Here is a 20,579-nt window from a genome sequence, read left to right as displayed (position 1 = left end):
TATTCGGGATGATGCGGTACGGCCTGGGGCTCCCAGCCTCGGAAGTATGCGCCCCGTGCCTGCGATCGGTTCAGGGGCGGGCTTGCGCGGTGTTGGTGAGCGTTCCGATCCGCTCGATGGTGACGGAGACGCTTTGTCCCTCGCGGATCGGCCCGACTCCCTCCGGGGTGCCGGTGAGGATGACGTCGCCGGGCAGCAGGGTCATGACGCGGGATACCCATTCGACGAGCTCGGGTATCGAGTGAACGAGCAGCGAGGTCCGGCTGTCCTGCACGATCGCGCCGTCGAGCTCGGTATGGATGCGCAGGTCCGAGGGGTCGAGATCGGTGACGATCCACGGCCCGAGCGGGCAGAACGAGTCGAATCCCTTGGCTCGGGTCCACTGCCCATCACGGCGCTGCAGGTCCCGCGCGGTGACGTCATTGGCCACGGTGTAGCCGAGGATGACGTCCTTGGCGCGGGCCGCGGGCACATCGCGGCAGGGTCTGCCGATGACGACCGCGAGCTCGCCCTCGTAGTGGACCTCGGCGGAGGCGGGTGGCAGCAGGATGGGTGATCCGGGGCCGGTGATGGCGGTGGAGGGCTTCATGAAGATGACCGGCTCCTCCGGCGGCGCTCCCCCCATCTCGGCCGCGTGCGCGGCGTAGTTCTTGCCGATGCACACGACCTTGCTCGAGAGGATCGGGGCGAGCAGCCGCACATTCGGCAGGTTCCAGCTCCTGCCCGTGTAGGTGGGCTCGCCGAAGGGATGCTCAGCGATCTCCCGGACGGTGGCGGCGCTCGGGTCTGTGATGGGGTCGCCGTCCACGGAGACGAAGGCGACGCCGTCGGGGGGTGCTACTCGGCCTAGACGCATGCGGTCAAGGGTAGCGGGTGCGGGGGGGCTCGCGGCACCGGCGCCCGGATGCTAGCGTTCTCGGCAAGGTAGTTCATATACTAGGACTGTAGTCCCACTCTATAGGAGTCGCGATGAGTGTCGAGATCCGCTCCCCCGGCGTGAAATGGCGCGTCCTTGCGGCGGGCACGATCGCGCAGACCGTCTCCTCCCTGCTCGTGGGCATCGGCGCGTTCCTCATACCCCATCTGCACTCCGCGGACGGCCCCTACGGACTGGGCCTCGGCCATGCGGGCGCGATCGCCGCCGCCCCGACGGTCGGGCTGATGCTCACGCTGGTGGCGTGGGGGGCAGTCGTCGACCGGCTCGGCGAGCGCGGCGTCCTCCTCGCGGGAATGCTGCTCGGTGCCATCGCTACGGGAACCGCAGTTCTCGTCGTCTCAGTGGCGGGCGGCGCGCTGGGCGCCACCGTGCCTCCCGCGGGCATCGCCGCGGTCCTGTTCCTCGCCGGCATCGCCGCAGCGAGCGCGAACGCCGCGAGCGGCCGCCTCGTCGTCGGCTGGTTCCCCGCCGACCAGCGAGGGCTCGCGATGGGCCTGCGCCAGATGGCGCAGCCGCTCGGGATCGCTGCCGCCGCGGTCATCGTTCCGGTCACCGCCGAAGCCTCCGGGGTGGCGGCCGTGCTCGCCGTGGCAGCCGCCTCCTGCTTGGGAGCGGTCGCGGTGCTGGTCCGCTGGGCGCATGACCCCGCTCGCCCCCGCGCCGGCTCGAGCGAGGCCCTCGAACTGCGCCGCTCCCCCTACACGCAGGGCTCTGGGCTGGTGCGGGTGCACGCCGCGGCGGTGCTGCTCGTGGTCCCGCAGTTCACGCTGTGGAGCTTGGCCATGGTGTGGTTGATCAGCGAGCAGGGCTTCTCGCCCCTCGCCGCGGGCGTGTTCGTGGGAATCACCCAGCTCGCGGGAGCCGCGGGCCGGGTGGGCGCCGGGGTGTGGTCGGATCGTGCTGGTTCCCGCACCGGGCCCATGCGGATCATCGCGATCGCCGCGGTCCTCGTGATGCTCGTGCTCGCCGTCGCGGACCTCGTCGGGGCAACCACCGTGGCGCTGATCGTGCTTGTCGCCGCGAGCGTGATCACGGTCGCTGACAATGGGCTCGCATACACGGCCGCGGCAGAGATCGCCGGGCCGTTCTGGGGCGGGCGGGTGCTGGGGCTGCACAACACGGCGCAGAACGCCCTGGCGAGCGCGGTGCCACCGGTCGCGGGCATCGTCGTCGAGCTGTGGGGATTCCCGTGGTTGTTCGCGGGCAGCGCCGCTTTCGCGCTGCTCGCGGTGCCGCTGGTGCCGGGCGCCATCACCTCGCGGCAGTGAGGCGCCCGGCAAGGCTATCCGGGCTCGCTAGAGCGCGGCGGCGATCCTGTCACCGATCTCGCTGGTGGATGCGGTCGCCGAGCCCCGGCTCGCGAGATCGGCCGCGACTGCCGCCTCGATGCGCGCGGCGGCGTCATTGTCGCCGAGATGGGCCATCAGCAGTGACACCGACAGGATCGCTGCGGTCGGGTCTGCCTTCTGCTGGCCGGCGATGTCCGGCGCGCTGCCATGCACCGGCTCGAACATGCTGGGGTTGGCGCGGCTCGCATCGATGTTTCCGCTTGCTGCGAGCCCGATCCCGCCGGTGACGGCGGCAGCGAGGTCGGTGATGATGTCGCCGAAGAGGTTGTCGGTGACGATCACGTCGAAGCGCTTCGGGTCGGTCACGAGGTGGATGGTGGTGGCGTCGATGTGCTGGTATGCCACCTCCACCTCGGGGTACTCGGCGGCGACGGCATCCACGGCGCGCGACCACAGTGATCCCGCGTAGGTGAGCACATTGGTCTTATGGACGAGGGTGACGTGCTTGCCGCGCTGCATCGCCAGGTCGAAGCCATAGCGGACGACACGATCGATGCCGAAGCGGGTGTTGACGCTGACCTCGGTCGCGACCTCATGGGGGGTGCCGACGCGCAGCGCTCCCCCGTTGCCGATGTACGGGCCCTCGGTGCCCTCGCGCACCACGACGATGTCAATAGGCTTGTTGCCCGCGAGCGGACCGGTGACGCCCTCGAACAGCTTGGACGGACGCAGGTTCACGTGGTGGTCGAGCGCGAACCGCAGCTTGAGCAGCAGGCCCCGCTCGAGGATCCCAGGAGTGACCGACGGGTCACCGATAGCGCCGAGCAGGATGGCATCGTGCTCGCGGATCTCCTCGAGCACGGAGTCAGGGAGGATCTCCCCCGTGGCGTTGTAGCGCCGCGCACCGAGATCGAACGTGGTCTTGTCGATCCCGGGCGAGACCTTGTCGAGGACCTTGAGCGCCTCGGCGGTGACTTCCTGGCCGATGCCGTCCCCGGGGATGACCGCGAGCTTCATGACTTCCTTCCCATTGCCCAAGCAGGGCCGGGCCCGTCGAGGCCCGGCCCTGGGGATCTGATCAGTCGAGATTGATGACCTTGATGTTGGAGGCAGAGACGCCCGCGGCGATGGAATCCACGGTTTCCTGCGGGACCTCGCGGTCGAGGCGCAGCAGGATGGTCGCTCCGGTGCCCTCGGTATCCTGGGAAAGCTGGGCAGCGAGGATGCTCACGCCGGCCTCGCCGAGGCGGGTGCCGATCTTGCCGAGCGCGCCGGGCTGGTCCTCGTAGTGCACGAGCAGGTTGATGCCCTCGGCGCGCATCTCGAAGTTGCGACCGTTGATGTTGACGATCTTCTCCACGCGCGACGGGCCCGTCAGGGTGCCGGAGACATTGATGATCTCGCCATCGGAGAGCACCATGCGCAGGTCCACCACGCTGCGGTGGTTGGGGCTCTCGGCAGCCTTGGTCACCTCGGCGGTCACGCCCCGCTCCTCGGCGAGGGCGGGCGCGTTGACGAAGGTCACCGAATCATCGATGACCGCGGAGAACAGTCCCCGGATCGCGGAGAGGCCCAGGATCTCGACCTCCTCGCTGGCCAGCTCGCCGCGCACATCGACCGACAGGCTGGCGGGCAGCTCGGGGGTGAGGACACCGGCGAGCACGCCGAGCTTGCGGGAGATCTCGAGCCACGGGGCGACCTCTTCGCCGACCGGGCCGCCGGCGACGTTGACCGCGTCGGGGACGAACTCGCCAGCGAGCGCGAGGCGAACGCTCTTCGCGACATCAGTGCCAGCGCGGTCCTGGGCCTCGACGGTGGAGGCGCCAAGGTGTGGGGTGACAACGACCTGGGGAAGGTCGAACAGGGGGCTGTCGGTGCACGGCTCGGAGGCGTAAACATCGATGCCCGCCGCGCGGACCTGCCCGCTGGTGACCGCGTCCGCGAGGGCGGACTCATCGATCAGGCCACCTCGAGCGGCGTTGATGATGATGACGCCCTTCTTGGTGCGGGCGAGCTCCGCCGCGCCGATGAGCCCCTTGGTCTCCGGGGTCTTCGGCAAGTGGATCGACATGATGTCGGCCCGCTCAAGCAGCTCCTCGAGCGACACGAGCTCGATGCCGAGCTGGCCGGCGCGAGCGGCCGAGACGTAGGGGTCATAAGCGATCATGGTGGTCTCGAAGGCAGCGGCGCGCTGGGCGAAGAGCTGGCCGATGCGGCCGAGGCCGACGACGCCGACGGTCTTGCCGAAGATCTCGGTGCCGTTGAAGCTGCTGCGCTTCCACTCGCGGTCGCGCAGGGTCTTGTCGGCCGCGGGGATCTGCCGGGCCGTTGCCATCATCAGCGCCACGGCGTGCTCGGCAGCGCTGTGGATGTTCGAGGTGGGGGCGTTGACCACCATCACGCCACGGGCCGTGGCGGCGGGGACATCAACGTTGTCGAGGCCGACCCCGGCGCGCGCGACGATCTTGAGCTTCGATGCCACCGCGAGGACTTCCTCGTCGACGGTGGTCGCGGAACGCACGAGCAGCGCATCAGCCTCGGGGGCCGCCGCGAGCAGTTCGGCGCGGTTGGGCCCATCGACCCAGCGGACCTCCACTCCATCGCCGAGCGCTTCCACTGTCGAGGGGGCGAGCTTGTCCGCGATTAGAACTACCGGACGGCCTGACTGGGTCACCTGCGAACTCTCCTCGGGTCTGTAGATGCTGTGATCGCCGATAGCCTAGTCGGCTACCCGGTCACATTCCACATCGTCCCACCTAGTGGAGCCGGAGCATGGCCGATCAGGCCGACCGACACTCGCGGGGTTACCATCATTAAATTGCGACTGCATATCAATGCAGTCACGTAGCCTCAACGGAAATCCGCCGCCGCGAGCCACGCCGTCGGCCCGGAGTCACATCAAGCTAAGGAGCCCTCGGTTGAGAAGATTTGTCATCGCCCTGGTCGCGCTGGCCGCCACGCTGCTCGTCGGCCTGCCCGCCGCGAGCGCGCAGTCCGCGAAGGCCACACTCGGGGGCGGATCGGGCATCGTGGTGGGCGGGGACTTCCTCTGCTCCCTGACCACCATCGGCCGGGACGACCAGGGGCGGCTCGTGGGCTTCACCGCCGCCCACTGCGGCGGGCCCGGCTCCTCGGTCCACGCCGAGGCCACACCCGCAGCGGGCCGCGTCGGCACGGTCGTGCGGACCAACCCCCTCCTCGACTACGCCGTCATCCAGTTCGATGAGGCCCGCGTGGCACCGAGCCGCACGGTGGGGGGCACGACGATCACCGAGGTCGGCGCGCCCGCTCCGGTCCCGGAGCTCGTGTGCAAGCAGGGCCGCACCACCGGCCATACCTGCGGCGTCAACCTGTTCGTGGATACGGTGTTCGCCGAGCAGTACGGCTTCGTGTGCATCACCGAGGGCGACTCCGGCGGCCCCATCACCTCGGGCACCCGCCTGATCGGTCTGGTCAGCGCCTACTTCCTCATCCCCTGCGCGGGACCGCACGTCAGCATCAACATGGACGCCATCGTCGCGGAGAGCAGCTTCGTCGGTGGGGTCGGCGCGGGCTTCCGCCCGATCTAGCAGACCGGGCCCGGCCGCTGGGCCGGGCCGGAGCAACATGCCCCGGAGCGACATGACAGTGCCCCCGGATCCGTACGGATCCGGGGGCACTGTCGTCAATGACGAGTGTCAGGCAGTCTCGGTGATCGGACGATCGACCCAGCTCATCAGGCCGCGCAGCTTCGCGCCCACGACCTCGATGGGGTGCTCGGCGTTCTCCTTGCGGAGTCCCTCGCGCTCCTTGTTGCCGCCCTCGACGTTGGCGACGAGGCGCTTGACGAACTCGCCGGAGGTGATGTCGGCGAGGATGTCCTTCATGCGAGCCTTGGTGTCGGCGTCGATGACGCGCGGGCCGGAGAGGTAGCCACCGAACTCCGCGGTGTCGGACACCGAGTAGTTCATCCGGCCGATGCCGCCCTCGTACATGAGGTCAACGATGAGCTTGAGCTCGTGGAGGCACTCGAAGTAGGCGATCTCGGGGGCATAGCCGGCCTCGATGAGGACCTCGAAGCCGGTCTGAACGAGCTTCTCGGTGCCACCGCACAGCACGGCCTGCTCGCCGAACAGGTCGGTCTCGGTCTCCTCGGCGAAGGTCGTCTTGATGACCCCGGCGCGGGTGCCACCGATGGCCTTGGCGTAGGACAGGCCGAGCGCGAGGCCCTCGCCCTTCGGGTCCTGCTCCACGGCGACAAGCGCGGGGACGCCCTTGCCGTCGGTGAACTGGCGGCGCACGAGGTGGCCGGGGCCCTTCGGCGCGACCATCGCGACGGTGACGTTGGCCGGGGGCTTGATCAGGCCGAAGCGGATGTTGAGGCCGTGGCCGAAGAACAGCGCGTCGCCGTCCTTGAGGCTGGGCTCGATGTCATTGCTGTAGATGGAGGCCTGCGCGGTATCGGGCGCGAGCACCATGATGACGTCGGCCCAGGCTGCTGCCTCGGCGGGAGTGAGGACGGTCAGGCCCTGCTCCTCTGCCTTGGCGCAGGACTTGGACCCCTCCTTCAGGCCGATGCGCACGTCGACGCCGGAATCGCGGAGGCTCAGCGAGTGGGCATGCCCCTGGCTTCCGTATCCGATGACAGCGACCTTGCGGCCCTGGATGATCGAGAGGTCGGCATCATCGTCATAGAAGATCTCGACGGCCACGTGGTAGTTCCCTTCTTCGCTATGGGCATGCTCGACAATCGTCGACCATGTGGTCAGGCATTGCCCTGGATGCTGGACTGGCCGCATCCAGGGTAGTAAAGGCTAGCGGGTCGCGGTGATGGATTTCGGTCCGCGCCCGAGCGCCACGATCCCGGATTGCACGATCTCGCGGATGCCGTAGGGCTCGAGCAGCTTCAGGAGCGCCTCGAGCTTGTCCTGGGTCCCGGTCGCCTCGATGGTGAGGGACTCCGGCGCGACATCGACGACGTTGGCCCGGAACAGCTGGGCCACCTCGACGACCTGGCCGCGAACAGCGGCATCGGCGCGCACCTTGATCAGGACGAGTTCCCTGGCGACCGACGCGACAGGATCCTGCTCGACGATCTTCAGGACATTGATCAGCTTGTTGAGCTGCTTGGTGACCTGCTCGAGCGGCTGGTCCTCGACGACGACCACGATCGTCATCCGCGAGACACCCTTGATCTCGGTCGGACCGACCGCGAGGGACTCGATGTTGAAGCCGCGCCGCGAGAACAACGAGGCCACGCGCGCGAGAACGCCAGGCTTGTCCTCGACGAGCACGCTGAGCGTGTGACTGCTTCTCACTGATCGGCCCCTTCTTCCTCGTCCGCGCCCTGCTCGTCCTTGCTCGCGACGGCCTGGTCCTCGGTATGCATCACTTGGTGGATCGCCGCGGGGGAATCCCCCATGCCTTCATCATCGTCGAACAGTGGCCGGATGCCGCGCGCGGCCATGATCTCGTCATTGCCCGTTCCCGCGGCCACCATGGGCCACACCTGCGCGTCCGCGCCGACGATGAAGTCGATGACAACGGGGCGGTCGTTGATCTCCTGCGCCTTCTTGATCGCGGGGATCACGTCCTCCTCCTTGTCGACCCGGATGCCGACGCAGCCGAGAGCCTCGGAGAGCTTGACGAAGTCCGGGATGCGCAGCGAGTGCGTGGACAGGTCGGTGTTGGAGTAGCGCTCCCCGTAGAACAGGGTCTGCCACTGCCGGACCATGCCGAGGTTGCCGTTGTTGATGAGCGCGACCTTGATCGGCACTCCCTCGATGGCGCAGGTCGCGAGCTCCTGGTTCGTCATCTGGAAGCAACCGTCACCGTCGATGGCCCACACCTCGGTGTCGGGCAGCCCCATCTTGGCGCCCATGGCGGCCGGGACGGAGTAGCCCATGGTGCCGAGGCCACCGGAGTTGAGCCAGGTGCGGGGCTTCTCGTACTTGACGAACTGCGCGGCCCACATCTGGTGCTGGCCGACGCCCGCCACGTACACAGCCTCCGGCCCTGCAAGCTTGCCGAGTTGCTCGATGACGTACTCGGGCGACAGGGAGCCGTCGCTCTGCGGCCCGTAGCTGAGCGGGAAGGTCTTGCGGATCCCATCGAGGTAGCGCCACCACGCGGTGAGGTCCGGCACGCGCCCGATCTCGCGGTCCGCGCGGATCACCTCGGCCAGCTCGGTGATGACCTCCTTGCAATCACCGACGATCGGCACGTCGGCGTGGCGGTTCTTGCCGATCTCCGCCGGGTCGATGTCCGCGTGGATGACCTTGGCGTTCTGGGCGAAGGTCGACAGCATTCCGGTGACGCGATCATCGAAGCGCGCACCGAGAGTGATGAGCAGGTCGCTGCGCTGCAACGCCGCGACAGCGGCCACGGTGCCGTGCATGCCGGGCATGCCGAGGTTGAGGTCGTGGCTGTCGGGGAGCGCGCCGCGCGCCATCAGCGTGGTGACCACCGGGATGCCGGTCAGCTCGGCGAGCGCCAGCAGCTCGGCCGACGCCTCCGCCTTGATCACCCCGCCACCGACGTAGAGCACGGGATGCTCGGCCGCAGCGATCAGGCGGGCGGCCTCGCGGACCTGCTTGCCGTGCGGCTTGGTGACGGGGCGGTAGCCGGGCAGGTGCATCTCCGGCGGCCAGGCGAAGCTCATCTGGCCCTGCAGGAGATCCTTCGGGATGTCGACGAGCACCGGGCCGGGCCGGCCGGTGGCCGCGAGGTGGAACGCCTCGGCCATGATGCGGGGGATGTCATCGCCCTCGGTGACCAGGAAGTTGTGCTTGGTGATCGGCATGGTGATGCCGGAGATATCCGCTTCCTGGAAGCCGTCGGTGCCGATGAGCGGACGCCCGACCTGCCCGGTGATCGCGACCATCGGGACCGAGTCCATGTAAGCATCGGCAAGGGGCGTGACCAGGTTCGTCGCGCCGGGGCCGGACGTGGCCATGCACACCCCGACCTTGCCGGTGGCCTGCGCGTACCCGGTGGCCGCGTGGCCCGCGCCCTGCTCGTGGCGGACGAGCACGTGCCGGACCTTGCGGGAGTCGAGCATGGGGTCGTAGACGGGCAGGATGGCTCCGCCCGGGATGCCGAACACGATGTCGGCGTGGAGCTCCTCGAGGCTCCGGACCACTGCTTGCGCGCCCGTCATCCTCTCGGGCGTCCCGGGCCGCGTGCTGGGCAGGCTCGACGGGGTGGCCCCGGAACCGTGCTCGGCCTGGGCACCACCGCTGTCGCCGCTGTGACCCGCGGTGCTGCCCGCGGCGAGATGTCCTGGCTGCGGGCCTGGTGTTGGCCGTGCTGTCGGTGCACTCACTGCAAGTTCCTCTGGCTAGTTCTCGGGCTTGTACCAATCACGGGGGCGTCATCGTGGCCACCGCGCGTGGGTGTTACATGAATCCTAACTGCGGGCAACAAAAAACCCCCGCTCGCAGGTCTCTGCGAAACGAGGGTGCGCGTCGTCTCTGGTGAGTGATCCGTAATCCCACTCAGGCGGCGACGCGCCCAGCGATTACGAGTACCTCAGTTCGATTCATGCACCCGACGTTAGTGAAGCCCTGCTCATGGCGTCAAACGAAAACACCGCGCGTCCCACATGTTAAGACGGTTGCGGCGGGATGGGAGTATGGAGGAGTGCCCAATGCAAAGCCACCGGAATCGCAAGCACGGATCATCCGCATCTCACGCCTCGCGCTGCTCGGCGTCCTGTTGTTCGCCTGCTGCGTCGCACTCGTCGCCGCTACCTCGCCACGCCTGTTTGGCTGGCTGCTAGCAGCACCCATCATTCTCGCGGTCTGGATCCTGCGAGTACAGACCAGGGTATCCGAGAACGGGCTCAGAACACGAACGATGCTGAGAACACGTACCGTTGCATGGGAGGAGATCAAGGGGCTTACCTTCCCCAAGCATCGTTCCGCCCGCGCCGTCCTGCGCTCCGGCGAGCAAGTACCGCTGCCCGCCGTGACCCTTGAGGACCTGCCCAGCATCACGCCGCTGAGCAACGGACTCATCCCGGACATCGAGGCCTCGTATCGCGCCGAGCAGGAAGAAACCCGCTCCCCCGCGACCGCCAGCCCCCAGGACAGCACCGAATAGACCACCGCGATCCGCCGCCCCCGCGGCAGCATCGCGCAAGCCCGGTCGCGACCAGCCCCGCGGACCGGCCCCTACGCATCACTGCCTCCAGCCCACGATCCTCCAGCCCGCGAACTCCAGCCAAGGACCAACCGATGCCACCCTTGAGATCACGCACCACGACCGTCGGCCGCAACGCCGCCGGGGCCCGCGCCCTGTGGCGCGCCACCGGCATGACCGATTCCGACTTCGGCAAGCCCATCATCGCCATCGCGAACTCCTACACCCAGTGCGTCCCCGGCCACGTGCACCTGAAGAACCTCGGCGAGATCGTTGCCGAGGCCGTCCGGGAGGCCGGCGGAGTCGCCCGCGAGTTCCACACCATCGCCGTCGATGACGGCATCGCCATGGGCCACGGCGGCATGCTCTACTCCCTGCCTAGCCGGGAGATCATCGCCGACTCCGTCGAGTACATGGTCAACGCGCACACCGCCGATGCCCTCGTGTGCATCTCGAACTGCGACAAGATCACCCCCGGCATGCTCAACGCCGCGATGCGGCTGAACATCCCCACAGTGTTCGTCTCCGGCGGCCCCATGGAAGCCGGAAAGGCGGTCGTCGTCGACGGCATCGCCCACGCGCCCACCGACCTCGTCACTGCCATCTCCGCGAGCGCCAACAGCGCCATCGCCGAGGAAGGGCTCGACGAGATCGAGCGCTCCGCCTGCCCCACCTGCGGCTCCTGCTCCGGCATGTTCACCGCCAACTCGATGAACTGCCTCACCGAGGCGCTGGGCCTCGCCCTGCCCGGCAATGGCTCCATCCTCGCCACGCACTCCGCGCGCCGCGCGCTGTTCGAGCGGGCCGGGACCGTGATCGTCGAGGCTGCGACCCGCTACTACCGCGATGGCGACGAATCCGTGCTGCCCCGCAGCATCGCCACCCCCACCGCGTTCCGCAATGCCATGGCCCTCGACGTGGCAATGGGCGGATCGACCAATACCGTCCTGCACATCCTCGCCGCCGCCGAGGAGGGCGAGGTGCCCTTCGCCCTCGAGGACATCGACGCCACGAGCCGACAGGTCCCGTGCCTGGCCAAGGTCTCCCCCAACTCCGACTACCACATGGAGGACGTGCACCGGGCCGGCGGAATCCCCGCGATCCTCGGCGAGCTGCGCCGCGGCGGGCTCATCGACGACACCATCCCGAGCGTGCACGCCCCGAGCCTCGGCGCCTGGCTCGACGAGTGGGACATCCGCTCCGGCACCGCCACCGAGCAGGCCGTGGAGCTGTTCCACGCCGCGCCCGGGGGCGTCCGCACCACCGAGCCGTTCTCCACCTCCAACCGCTGGTCCTCCCTGGACACCGATGCCGCGGGCGGCTGCATCCGCGACATCGCGCACGCCTACACCAAGGACGGTGGCCTCGCGGTGCTGCGCGGCAACCTCGCCCCCCGCGGCGCGGTCATCAAGACGGCAGGGATCGACGAATCCCTCTGGCGCTTCCAGGGCCCCGCCCGCGTGGTCGAGAGCCAGGAGGAGGCCGTCTCGATCATCCTGCAGCGCGTCGTGCAGCCCGGCGAGATCATCGTCGTCCGCTACGAGGGCCCGGCCGGAGGCCCCGGCATGCAGGAGATGCTGCACCCGACGGCATTCCTCAAGGGCGCGGGCCTCGGGGCGAAGTGCGCGCTGATCACCGACGGACGGTTCTCCGGCGGCACCTCCGGAATCTCGGTGGGCCACATCTCCCCCGAGGCCGCGGCCGGCGGCACGAGCGGGCTCGTCGAGGACGGGGACCAGATCCTCATCGACGTCGCCACCCGGGCCCTCGAGCTGCTCATCGATGACGAGGAGCTCGCTGCCCGCCGCGCCAAGATGGAGGCCGCCGAGCGTCCGTGGCAGCCCAAGGAGCGGCAGCGGCCCGTCACCATGGCGCTGCGCGCCTACGCCGCGCTGGCCACCTCCGCTGACCGGGGCGCGGTGCGCGAGGTCAAGTAGCCACGGCTCGACGACAACGGGGCGGGAAGCATCCAGCTTCCCGCCCCGCCGCCGTTGCCGGCCGCTACACCTTGCCGGTGAGCACCACCCAGGCCGCGATGCCACCTATGATGCCGAGCACGAGCAGCACGCTCGCGCCCCACCTCGGCCGCACAGCCCACTTGGCGTTGCGCTCCAGGCTCATCCGCCCAGGCCCCGTCAGCACCAGGCCCGCCGCCCCCACGCCGAGGATCGTCGCGAGCTCGAGCGCCGGGGTGCCGATGCCGTCGAGCGCAGCGCGCGCTCCCTGGTTCGCCGCCCAGACGTTGATCATCGCCGCGAGCGCCACCGCCGCGCCGAACGGGGTCGCGAGCCCCAGCACGATCAGCGCGCCACCGCCGATCTGGGCGCTCAGCACGCTGATCGCCACGATGCTCGCGTAGTCATAGCCCGCAGTGGCGAACAACGACTCCACGGCATCCAGGCCGAGGCCGCCGCCCTCGCCCAGCAGGTGCCGCACGCCATCGGCGATCAGCGCGCCACCGATCAGCAGGCGCAGCATGAGCAGCCCGAGGTCCAGCGTTCCGCGGCGCGGTTCAACCGCCGTCGGCGGGACCATCACGGCCCCGCGATCGGCCTCCTGGTAGCCCCCGTAGGCCATCGCCTGAGCCGCGGGCTCGTCATACGCCACCGGCTGCGGCTCGTGGTACTCCGCCGAGCGCGGCGCGAGGCCCGGCGTCGTGTCGTCCATGTTCCCCGGCCGCTTGAGGATCACTGTCTGCGAGCTGCTGTACGCCTGCTCCGGCTCCGGATCCCGGTTGATCGGGATCTGCTCGGTCGGCGCGGACTCGACGGGCTCGGGGCGGGCCTGCTCCTCGGTAGCCGGATCCTCACCCTGTCCCGACGCCGCGGTCGCCCGGGGCGGGCGGCCGCGCGTCACGTGCTGGCTATAGGGATTGGCAGGCGTGCCAGTCTCCGGCTCAGGAGTGCGCGACCAAGCAAATCCAGGAGTGCCGGCGTCCTCGTCGTCGGAATCGCCGAGCCGCATCGCCGAGGTCTGCTCGGCCGCGGACTCCTCTCGTGGCGGACGGCCCACCGCGATCTCCTCGGTGGCATGATCGAAGGGGCTCGGCGCGGTGCCCGAGCCATCCTTTCCGGAATCGCTGGCGCTGGGTGCAGCGCCCCAGGAATCGTTGGGGGAGGACGCTTCCGCGTCGTCGCGCTTGTCGCTCATTCTCCCAGAGTAGGTCGATCCGGCGCTGAAAGGGCGGTAGGCGCCCGGGCGCGCCACGCGGTCGCCTCGTGTTTTGGGTTACGTTGGTGGACATGGCTGAATCGAGTTCGCGGCGGCGCCCGCGGGCAATCGTCGTCGCGACGCTCCTCGCCTCCACCGTGCTAGCAGCAGGCTGCGCCCGCTTCGACGAGCGGGCAACCACGCCGTTCGAGCCCGAGCCCACCGACGGCGGATTCGCGCACATCCGGCCCGCCGAGCCCACCGAGGAGCCCCGCGATGACGAGGCCAACGAGGAGCTAGGCCCCTGCGACGATCCTGATCCCGCCGTCATCGCTACCTGCCTCGAGCCCGTGACCGGGATCGCGGTCCTGCCATCCGGGGAGGCCGCGCTCGCGGCGGAACGAGCTACCGGTCGCATCATGGAGGTCGCGCCCGATCTCGATCCCGTGGAGTTCCTCCGCATCGATGTCGAGGCGAGCGGTGGCGGCGGCCTGCTCGACATCGCGCTCTCCCCCGCCTTCGGCGAGGACCGCCTCCTCTACGCGCTGATCACCACGCCCTCCGACAACCGCGTCGTGCGCATCGCCCCCGGAGATGTTGCCAAGCCCCTGCTCACCGGCCTGCCCCGGGGCGCTTCGGGAAACGCCGGGGCACTGGCGTTCGCCCCCGACGGCTCGCTGCTCGTCCGCACCGCCGATGGCGGGAACCCAGCGAGCGCGACCAACCCCGCCTCGCTCGGCGGCAAGGTGCTGCGCCTCGGCTCGCTGAATCCCAACTCGTCGATCCCACCGGAGATCGTCGCCGCCGGGGCGCGCGGGACCGGCGGCATCTGCCCCGATCCCGGCACCGGCACCATCTACCTGACCGAGCGCACCCCGGGCGGTGATCAGCTCCTCGAGGTGCTCGGTGATGGCAGCCTGCGGCCCCTATGGTCCTGGCAGGGCAGCGAGGGCGCGAGCGAATGCGCGGTCGTCGGCACCGATATCGCCGTCGTGCTCACCGACACCGAAGCCGTCGCGTTCCTCACCCGCGATGAGGACACTGGCCTGATCAGTGGCGATCCGGTGCGGGCCGCGGAAGGGCGGTTCGGCAAGCTGCACGGCGCCGCCGTCGGTCTCGCGGGCGAGATCTGGTCCGGCACGATCAACAAGGACATCGGCGAGCCCGTGGAGACCGACGATCGCGTCGTGCTCATCCCCTCCGGCAGCGGCGGCGGTGTCGGGCCCGACTAGCAGCGGGCGCCTCGGCAGGGCTGCTGGGGTTGGGGCCGGGGCGGCCGCGGCCGCGGTTGGGGCCGCCGCCGGGGCCGTAAACGCGATAGAAACCGCCCGAGATGCCGTGAATTTTCTATCGCGTTTAGCGGCTTCTATCGCGTTTGGTGGCGGGCGGCGTTTGGTGGCGGGCGGCGTTTGGTGGGGGGCGGCGTTTGGTGGCGCGCCGCGTTTGGTGGCGGGCGGCGTTTGAGCCACCAGCGCCTCCCGAGCCCCTAGCCCCGAGCCCCTACTGGCACTTCTCGAGGATCAGCTCGCGCACCCGCGCGGGATCTGCTTGGCCCTTGGTGGCCTTCATGACAGCGCCCACGATCGCGCCCGCGGCCTGCATCTTGCCGCCCTTGATCTTGTCCACGATGCCCGGGTTCGCGGCCAGCGCTTCCTCGACGGCCTTGTCGAGCACCGAGTCGTCGCGCACGATCTCCAGCCCATGCGCGACCATCACTGCCTCGGGCTCGCCCTCTCCGGCCAGCACGCCATCGACGACCTCGCGGGCGAGCTTGTTGTTCAGCTTGCCGTCCGCGACGAGCGCGACGACGCCCGCGACCTGTGCCGGGGTGATAGCAAGACCATCGAGGGCGACGCCCGCAGTGTTGGCCTTCTGCGTCAGGTAGGACACCCACCAGGAGCGCGCGGCCTCCGCGGAGGCGCCGGCATCCACGGTGGCGGTGATGAGCTCCACGGCGCCCGCGTTGACGATGTCGCGCATCACCTCGTCGGAGACGCCCCACTCCTGCTGGATCCGGGCCCGGCGGACCCACGGCAGCTCCGGCAGGGTGCCGCGCAGTTGCTCGATCCATTCCGCGGCGGGCTCGATGGGCTGCAGGTCGGGGTCCGGGAAGTACCGGTAGTCGTCGGCGGTCTCCTTCTTGCGGCCCGGGCTGGTGGTGCCGTCGGATTCCTGGAAGTGGCGGGTCTCCATATTGATCTCGCCCCCGGCCTCGAGGACGGCGGCCTGGCGGCGCATCTCGTAGCGCACCGCGACCTCGACGCTCTTGAGCGAGTTGACGTTCTTCGTCTCGGTGCGGGTACCGAACTCCTGCTGCCCGTGCGGGCGCAGCGAGACGTTCGCATCACATCGCAGCGAGCCCTGGTCCATGCGCACGTCCGAAACGTCGAGCGCGCGCAGCAGCTCCCGCAGCGCGGAGACATAGGCACGCGCGACTTCCGGCGCCCGCGCGCCAGCGCCCTCGATGGGCTTGCTGACGATCTCGATCAGCGGCACTCCCGCCCGGTTGTAGTCGATCAGCGAATGGGTAGCGCCCTCGATGCGACCGGTGGCTCCGCCCACGTGGGTGAGCTTGCCGGTGTCCTCCTCCATGTGCGCCCGCTCGATGTCCACCCGGAACACCTCGCCGTCATCGAGCACCACATCGAGGTGGCCGTCGAACGCGATGGGCTCCTCGTATTGCGAGATCTGGTAGTTCTTGGGCTGATCGGGGTAGAAGTAGTTCTTCCGCGCGAACTGGCACCACGAGGCGATGGAGCAGTTCAGCGCGAGGCCGATGCGGATCGCCGACTCGACGGCCTTTCGGTTGACCACCGGCAGCGCTCCCGGAAGCCCGAGGCACACCGCGCACACCTGCGTGTTCGGCGCTGCGCCGAAGGCGGTCGGGCACGGGCAGAACATCTTCGTCTCGGTGTGCAGCTCGACGTGCACCTCCATGCCCAGCACGGGGTCGACTCGCTCGATCACATCGTCATAGGCGAGAGGGTCCACCGCGCGTGCGTCCAATCCAGTGTCCATCGGGGTGCTCGAAGTCATGTCTCGTCAGTCTATTCGTTGTCGGGCCCGCTCCGGTCGATCCGGGCCGGGCGAATGATCTTGCCATGGGGGGTCAGCCGAAAAACGCCGCGGCCTCGTCGTATCGATCCTGGGGAACGGTCTTGAGGTGATCGACCGCATCGGCGAGCGCCACGAGCGTGACGTCGGTACCGTCGAGCGCCACCATCTTCCCGTGCTCGCCCGCGTGGGCGGCATCGGCGGCGTGGATGCCGAACCTGGTCGCGAGTACACGGTCATAGGCGGTGGGGGTGCCGCCGCGCTGGACGTGGCCGAGCACCGTGGTGCGCACGTCCTTGCCGATGCGCTTCTCGATCTCGGCACCGAGCTGCTGGGCCACGCCCGTGAAGCGCTTGTGGCCGAACTCGTCGAAGCCGCCCTCGCGCAGCGTCATCGACTCCGGCATCGGGGCCGCGCCCTCCGCGACGACGCAGATGAAATGGCTGTCACCGCGCTGGAAACGGCTCTTGACCATGCGGCACACCTCATCGACATCGAACGGCTGCTCCGGGATGATCGTGAGGTGGGCACCACCAGCGAGCCCGGCGTGCAGCGCGATCCAGCCCGCGTGGCGCCCCATCACTTCCACCAGCATGACCCGCTGGTGGGACTCCGCCGTGGTGTGCAGCCGATCGATCGCCTCGGTGGCGATCGCGAGGGCAGTGTTGAAGCCGAACGTGTAGTCGGTGCAGGCGATGTCGTTGTCGATCGTCTTGGGCACCCCCACCCCCGGCACGCCCGACTCGGCGAGCCAATGCGCGGCGGTCAGGGTGCCTTCCCCGCCGATGGGGATGAGCACGTCGATGCCATTGTCGTCGAGGGTCTGCTTGATGGTGTCCAGGCCCTCCCGCAGGATCGTCGGGTTCACCCGCGCGGTACCGAGGATGGTGCCGCCGCGGTCGAGGATCTGATCCACGCGCTCATCGAACCGGAGGCGCTGCTTGCGATCCTCGAGCAGTCCCCTCCAGCCGTCGCGGAAGCCGACCACTGTGGAGCCGTAGCGGACCTCGCTGGTCCGGACTACCGCGCGGATCACCGCGTTGAGGCCCGGGCAATCCCCGCCACCTGTCAGCACTCCGATGCGCATCGGCTCACCTCCGGTCTTGTTGGATCCTGCTGCTGGCACATCACACGGCCGCTGGATGCTCCCCGCGCGCCACCTCGTACGCCGCACCGACCCGGTAGAGCCGCTCGTCGGCGAGCGCCGGGGCCATGATCTGCAGGCCGACGGGCAGGCCGTCCTCGGGAGCGAGGCCCGCGGGCAGCGACATCGCGCAGTGCCCCGCGAGGTTGGTCGGCAAGGTGCACAGGTCGGAGAGGTACATCGCTACTGGATCGTCGACCTTCTCGCCAAGCTTCCACGCCGTGAACGGGCTCGTCGGCGCCACGAGCACATCAACGGTCTCGTACGCCTTGGCGAAGTCCTGCGCGATGAGCGTGCGGACCTTCAGTGCCTGCCCGTAGTAGGCGTCGTAGTAGCCCGCCGACAACGCGTAGGTGCCGATCATGACGCGGCGCTTGACCTCCGCGCCGAAGCCCGCGGCTCGCGTCTCGGCCATGATCTGCTCGGCGCTCTTGGTGCCGTCATTGTCGACCCGCAAGCCGTAGCGCATCGCATCGAAGCGCGCGAGGTTCGACGACACCTCGCTGGGCAGGATCAGGTAGTACGCGGCGAGCGCGTAGGTGAAGTGCGGGCAGGAAACCTCGATGACCTCGGCGCCGAGCCCGCGGAGCGTCTCGACCGCGGCGTCGAAGGTGCTCAGCACGCCATCCTGGTAGGAGCCGGAGTGCAGCTCCTTGACCACCCCGACGCGCACGCCCTTCAGGCTGCCCGCCGCGCCCTCGCGGGCGGCTCGCACCACAGGACGCACGGGGGTGTCGATGGACGTCGAATCTCGCGGATCATGACCGGCGATCACTTCGTGCAGCATCGCGGTGTCGAGCACCGTGCGGCCGCACGGGCCACCCTGGTCCAGCGAGGACGCGCACGCCACGAGGCCGAAGCGGGAGACCGTGCCATAGGTCGGCTTGACGCCAACGGTGGCGGTCATCGCGGCGGGCTGGCGGATCGAGCCTCCCGTATCGGTGCCGATGGCCAGGGGCGCCTCGAACGCGGCGAGCGCCGCGGCGGAACCGCCGCCCGAGCCGCCCGGGATGCGGTTCTCGCCCCACGGGTTCAGCGTCGGGCCGTAGGCGGAGTTCTCGGTGGAGGATCCCATCGCGAACTCGTCCATGTTCGTCTTGCCGAGGATCGGGATGCCCGCCGCCCGCAGCCGCGCGGTCACGGTCGCGTCGTAGGGCGGCACCCAGCCCTCCAGCATCCGCGAGGCACAGGTCGTCGGCATGTCCGCGGTGGCGAACACATCCTTGAGGGCAAGGGGCACGCCCGCGAGCGGGGATGCCGGGGCCTCCCCGTTGGCCAGCGCCACATCGACATCGCGGGCCGCGTCGAGCGCCGCCTCGTCACCGACGTGGAGGAATGCGTTGTAGGTGCCATCGACCGCGCGGATCTGCTCGAGGTGCGCCTCGGTGGCCTCCACCGCCGAGACCTCGCGGGCATGGATGCGGGAGGCAAGATCAGCGGCACTCAGCCGCGTCAGGTCGCTCACTGCTCCTCCCCGAGGATCTGCGGAACGGCGAAGCGATCCCCGTCGGCCTCGGGCGCGCCCGAGAGCGCCTGCTGAACGGTGAGCCCAGGCTCGATGACGTCCTCCCGCCAGACATTCGCCGTCGCCGCCGGATGAGCGGTAGCGGGCACGTCATCGGCGGCGACCTCGGTCACGGCCTTCACATGGCCGAGGATCGCATCGAGCTGGCCGGCGAACTCATCGAGCTCGGCATCGGACAGCGCGAGCCTGGACAACCGCGCGAGGTGTGCCACCTCGTCGCGGGAGATTGCAGGCATGTCAGGCACTGCACGGGCCCCTTTCCAGTGGGATCACGGTTCGGACCCGACTAGCCTAGCCGGATCAGCACGGCACGCCCATGCCGGCGCGGGGCGGGGCAACGGTCACCGGCGCCGCGCGCGGAGCCACGGGCCCAGCGGGGCAGCACCGCGTACACCATCACGATCGTGACGCACAGCGTGGGGCCGCCGGGCTCGCGGCGAGCCTGGGATGCGTGGACTGGATGGCCATGTCAGCCAGTGTCGCCGGCCCAGATTGCCGCGTTTTGGCGCCGTGTGAACGTCGTGTCACGTTTGCTGATGGCGGACTTGTCAGATGTTGCGGTTAGGTTGGCGTGCGAGGATGGTGTGAGGCAGGCCATGCCAGCCGAGCGAGCTGGCGGGCATGGTGAACAGGTGAACACAAGGCGCGAAAGGGGACTCATGTCGTATTTGCTGCGGGTGCAACTCCCCGACCGCCCCGGCAGCCTGGGCTCCCTCGCCCTCGCGCTCGGCTCCGTCGGCGCCGACATCATCTCCCTCGACGTGGTGGAGCGCTCCACGGGCTTTGCCGTTGACGATCTGGTGGTCGAAATGGCGCCAGGATCGCTGCCTGACACGCTGATCACCGCGGCCGAGCAGCTCGAGGATGTGCGGGTCGATTCGATCCGGCCCTATGCCGATGTGCTCGACACCCACCGGGAGCTCGAGCTGATCGACCAGGTGGCGGTCGCGTCCACCGACCGCATCCAGGTGCTCGTCGATGGAGCCCCGCGGGTGCTGCGCGTCGGCTGGGCCACCGTGGTGGCGCTCGGCCCTCATGGCGCCTACCGGGTGGCCGCGAGCTCGGGCTCCCCCGAATCCCGCGCGGCCGAGTTGCCGTGGATGCCGCTGCGCAAGCCCGTCATGCTCGATGCCGAAGCTGACTGGGTGCCCCAGCTCTGGAAGGACATGGCCACCTCGCTTGCCGCCGCGCCCCTGGGGCAGAAGGACATGGCCTTGGTCCTGGGGCGGCCTGGCGGGCCTGACTTCCGGCCCTCGGAGGTAGCGCGGCTCGGCTATCTCGCCGGCATCATCGGCACCGTCCTGCTGTAGGGCGCTCGCTGGTACCCGATGAGCACATCGTTCCCATCACATCGGATAT

Annotated in this window: 17 protein-coding genes; 6 read left to right on the top strand and 11 right to left on the bottom strand. The window is 69.2% G+C overall.

The genetic code is table 11. The features are described from left to right. Positions 1–70: 70 nt before the first annotated feature. Positions 71–856 (bottom strand): fumarylacetoacetate hydrolase family protein, encoded by a 786-nt coding sequence (locus HT102_RS13825; RefSeq protein WP_192040029.1) that lies wholly within the window; start codon positions 854–856, stop codon positions 71–73. 113 nt (positions 857–969) lie between these two features. Between HT102_RS13825 and HT102_RS13820 the strand changes: the two genes are divergently transcribed. Then, on the top strand, positions 970–2,205 hold the full coding sequence (locus HT102_RS13820; RefSeq protein WP_192040028.1) for an MFS transporter: 1,236 nt from the start codon (positions 970–972) through the stop codon (positions 2,203–2,205). A gap of 27 nt (positions 2,206–2,232) precedes the next feature. On the opposite strand, the gene HT102_RS13815 is transcribed toward HT102_RS13820, so the two are convergent. Further along, on the bottom strand, positions 2,233–3,243 hold the full coding sequence (locus tag HT102_RS13815; RefSeq protein WP_192040027.1) for a 3-isopropylmalate dehydrogenase: 1,011 nt from the start codon (positions 3,241–3,243) through the stop codon (positions 2,233–2,235). 61 nt (positions 3,244–3,304) lie between these two features. Continuing rightward, positions 3,305–4,900: a phosphoglycerate dehydrogenase gene (gene serA, locus HT102_RS13810; protein WP_192040026.1), complete on the bottom strand. Its 1,596-nt coding sequence runs from the start codon at positions 4,898–4,900 to the stop codon at positions 3,305–3,307. A gap of 244 nt (positions 4,901–5,144) precedes the next feature. Between serA and HT102_RS13805 the strand changes: the two genes are divergently transcribed. Further along, positions 5,145–5,795: a trypsin-like serine protease gene (locus tag HT102_RS13805; RefSeq protein WP_192040025.1), complete on the top strand. Its 651-nt coding sequence runs from the start codon at positions 5,145–5,147 to the stop codon at positions 5,793–5,795. Positions 5,796–5,903: 108 nt separating this feature from the next. Here the strand turns inward: HT102_RS13805 and ilvC are convergent, their stop codons facing one another. The 3 genes from ilvC to HT102_RS13790 all read right to left on the bottom strand — a co-directional run bounded on the left by ilvC (position 5,904) and on the right by HT102_RS13790 (position 9,529). Beyond that, positions 5,904–6,917 carry a ketol-acid reductoisomerase gene (gene ilvC, locus HT102_RS13800; protein ID WP_192040144.1) on the bottom strand — a complete coding sequence of 338 codons (1,014 nt, stop codon included), beginning with the start codon at positions 6,915–6,917 and terminating at the stop codon, positions 5,904–5,906. A 102-nt stretch (positions 6,918–7,019) separates the two neighbouring features. Next, positions 7,020–7,523 carry an acetolactate synthase small subunit gene (ilvN, locus tag HT102_RS13795; RefSeq protein ID WP_192040024.1) on the bottom strand — a complete coding sequence of 168 codons (504 nt, stop codon included), beginning with the start codon at positions 7,521–7,523 and terminating at the stop codon, positions 7,020–7,022. Further along, positions 7,520–9,529 carry an acetolactate synthase large subunit gene (locus HT102_RS13790; protein ID WP_192040023.1) on the bottom strand — a complete coding sequence of 670 codons (2,010 nt, stop codon included), beginning with the start codon at positions 9,527–9,529 and terminating at the stop codon, positions 7,520–7,522. Before HT102_RS13790 ends, ilvN begins: the two co-directional genes overlap by 4 nt. 317 nt (positions 9,530–9,846) lie before the next feature. Here HT102_RS13790 and HT102_RS16195 point away from each other — a divergent pair, with 317 nt between their 5' ends. Next, positions 9,847–10,308, top strand: a complete 462-nt coding sequence (locus HT102_RS16195; protein ID WP_192040022.1) for a PH domain-containing protein — start codon at positions 9,847–9,849, stop codon at positions 10,306–10,308. Positions 10,309–10,442: 134 nt separating this feature from the next. Next, positions 10,443–12,284 (top strand): dihydroxy-acid dehydratase, encoded by a 1,842-nt coding sequence (gene ilvD / locus HT102_RS13780; protein ID WP_192040021.1) that lies wholly within the window; start codon positions 10,443–10,445, stop codon positions 12,282–12,284. Between the two features lie 64 nt (positions 12,285–12,348). On the opposite strand, the gene HT102_RS13775 is transcribed toward ilvD, so the two are convergent. Continuing rightward, positions 12,349–13,497: a DoxX family membrane protein gene (locus HT102_RS13775; RefSeq protein ID WP_192040020.1), complete on the bottom strand. Its 1,149-nt coding sequence runs from the start codon at positions 13,495–13,497 to the stop codon at positions 12,349–12,351. A 92-nt stretch (positions 13,498–13,589) separates the two neighbouring features. Here HT102_RS13775 and HT102_RS13770 point away from each other — a divergent pair, with 92 nt between their 5' ends. After that, a complete protein-coding gene (locus HT102_RS13770) occupies positions 13,590–14,729 on the top strand; it encodes a PQQ-dependent sugar dehydrogenase (protein ID WP_192040019.1) in 1,140 nt (379 codons plus the stop codon). Positions 14,730–14,997: 268 nt separating this feature from the next. On the opposite strand, the gene gatB is transcribed toward HT102_RS13770, so the two are convergent. The 4 genes from gatB to gatC form a co-directional block, all read right to left on the bottom strand. Beyond that, on the bottom strand, positions 14,998–16,533 hold the full coding sequence (gene gatB / locus HT102_RS13765) for an Asp-tRNA(Asn)/Glu-tRNA(Gln) amidotransferase subunit GatB (protein WP_225443694.1): 1,536 nt from the start codon (positions 16,531–16,533) through the stop codon (positions 14,998–15,000). 73 nt (positions 16,534–16,606) lie between these two features. Further along, a complete protein-coding gene (locus HT102_RS13760) occupies positions 16,607–17,638 on the bottom strand; it encodes an ATP-dependent 6-phosphofructokinase (protein ID WP_192040018.1) in 1,032 nt (343 codons plus the stop codon). 40 nt (positions 17,639–17,678) lie between these two features. After that, complete coding sequence (gatA, locus tag HT102_RS13755) at positions 17,679–19,160, bottom strand: Asp-tRNA(Asn)/Glu-tRNA(Gln) amidotransferase subunit GatA (RefSeq protein WP_192040017.1); 1,482 nt, start codon at positions 19,158–19,160, stop codon at positions 17,679–17,681. Further along, a complete protein-coding gene (gatC, locus tag HT102_RS13750; RefSeq protein ID WP_192040016.1) occupies positions 19,157–19,456 on the bottom strand; it encodes an Asp-tRNA(Asn)/Glu-tRNA(Gln) amidotransferase subunit GatC in 300 nt (99 codons plus the stop codon). The genes gatA and gatC overlap by 4 nt, the downstream gene beginning before the upstream one ends. Before the next feature lie 423 nt (positions 19,457–19,879). Here gatC and HT102_RS13745 point away from each other — a divergent pair, with 423 nt between their 5' ends. Then, positions 19,880–20,530 carry an ACT domain-containing protein gene (locus HT102_RS13745; RefSeq protein ID WP_192040015.1) on the top strand — a complete coding sequence of 217 codons (651 nt, stop codon included), beginning with the start codon at positions 19,880–19,882 and terminating at the stop codon, positions 20,528–20,530. Positions 20,531–20,579 lie beyond the last annotated feature (49 nt).

The organism is Lolliginicoccus lacisalsi, assembly GCF_014841105.1.
GTDB lineage: Bacteria > Actinomycetota > Actinomycetes > Mycobacteriales > Mycobacteriaceae > Lolliginicoccus > Lolliginicoccus lacisalsi.
This window is presented reverse-complemented; position numbering and strand designations above follow the sequence as displayed.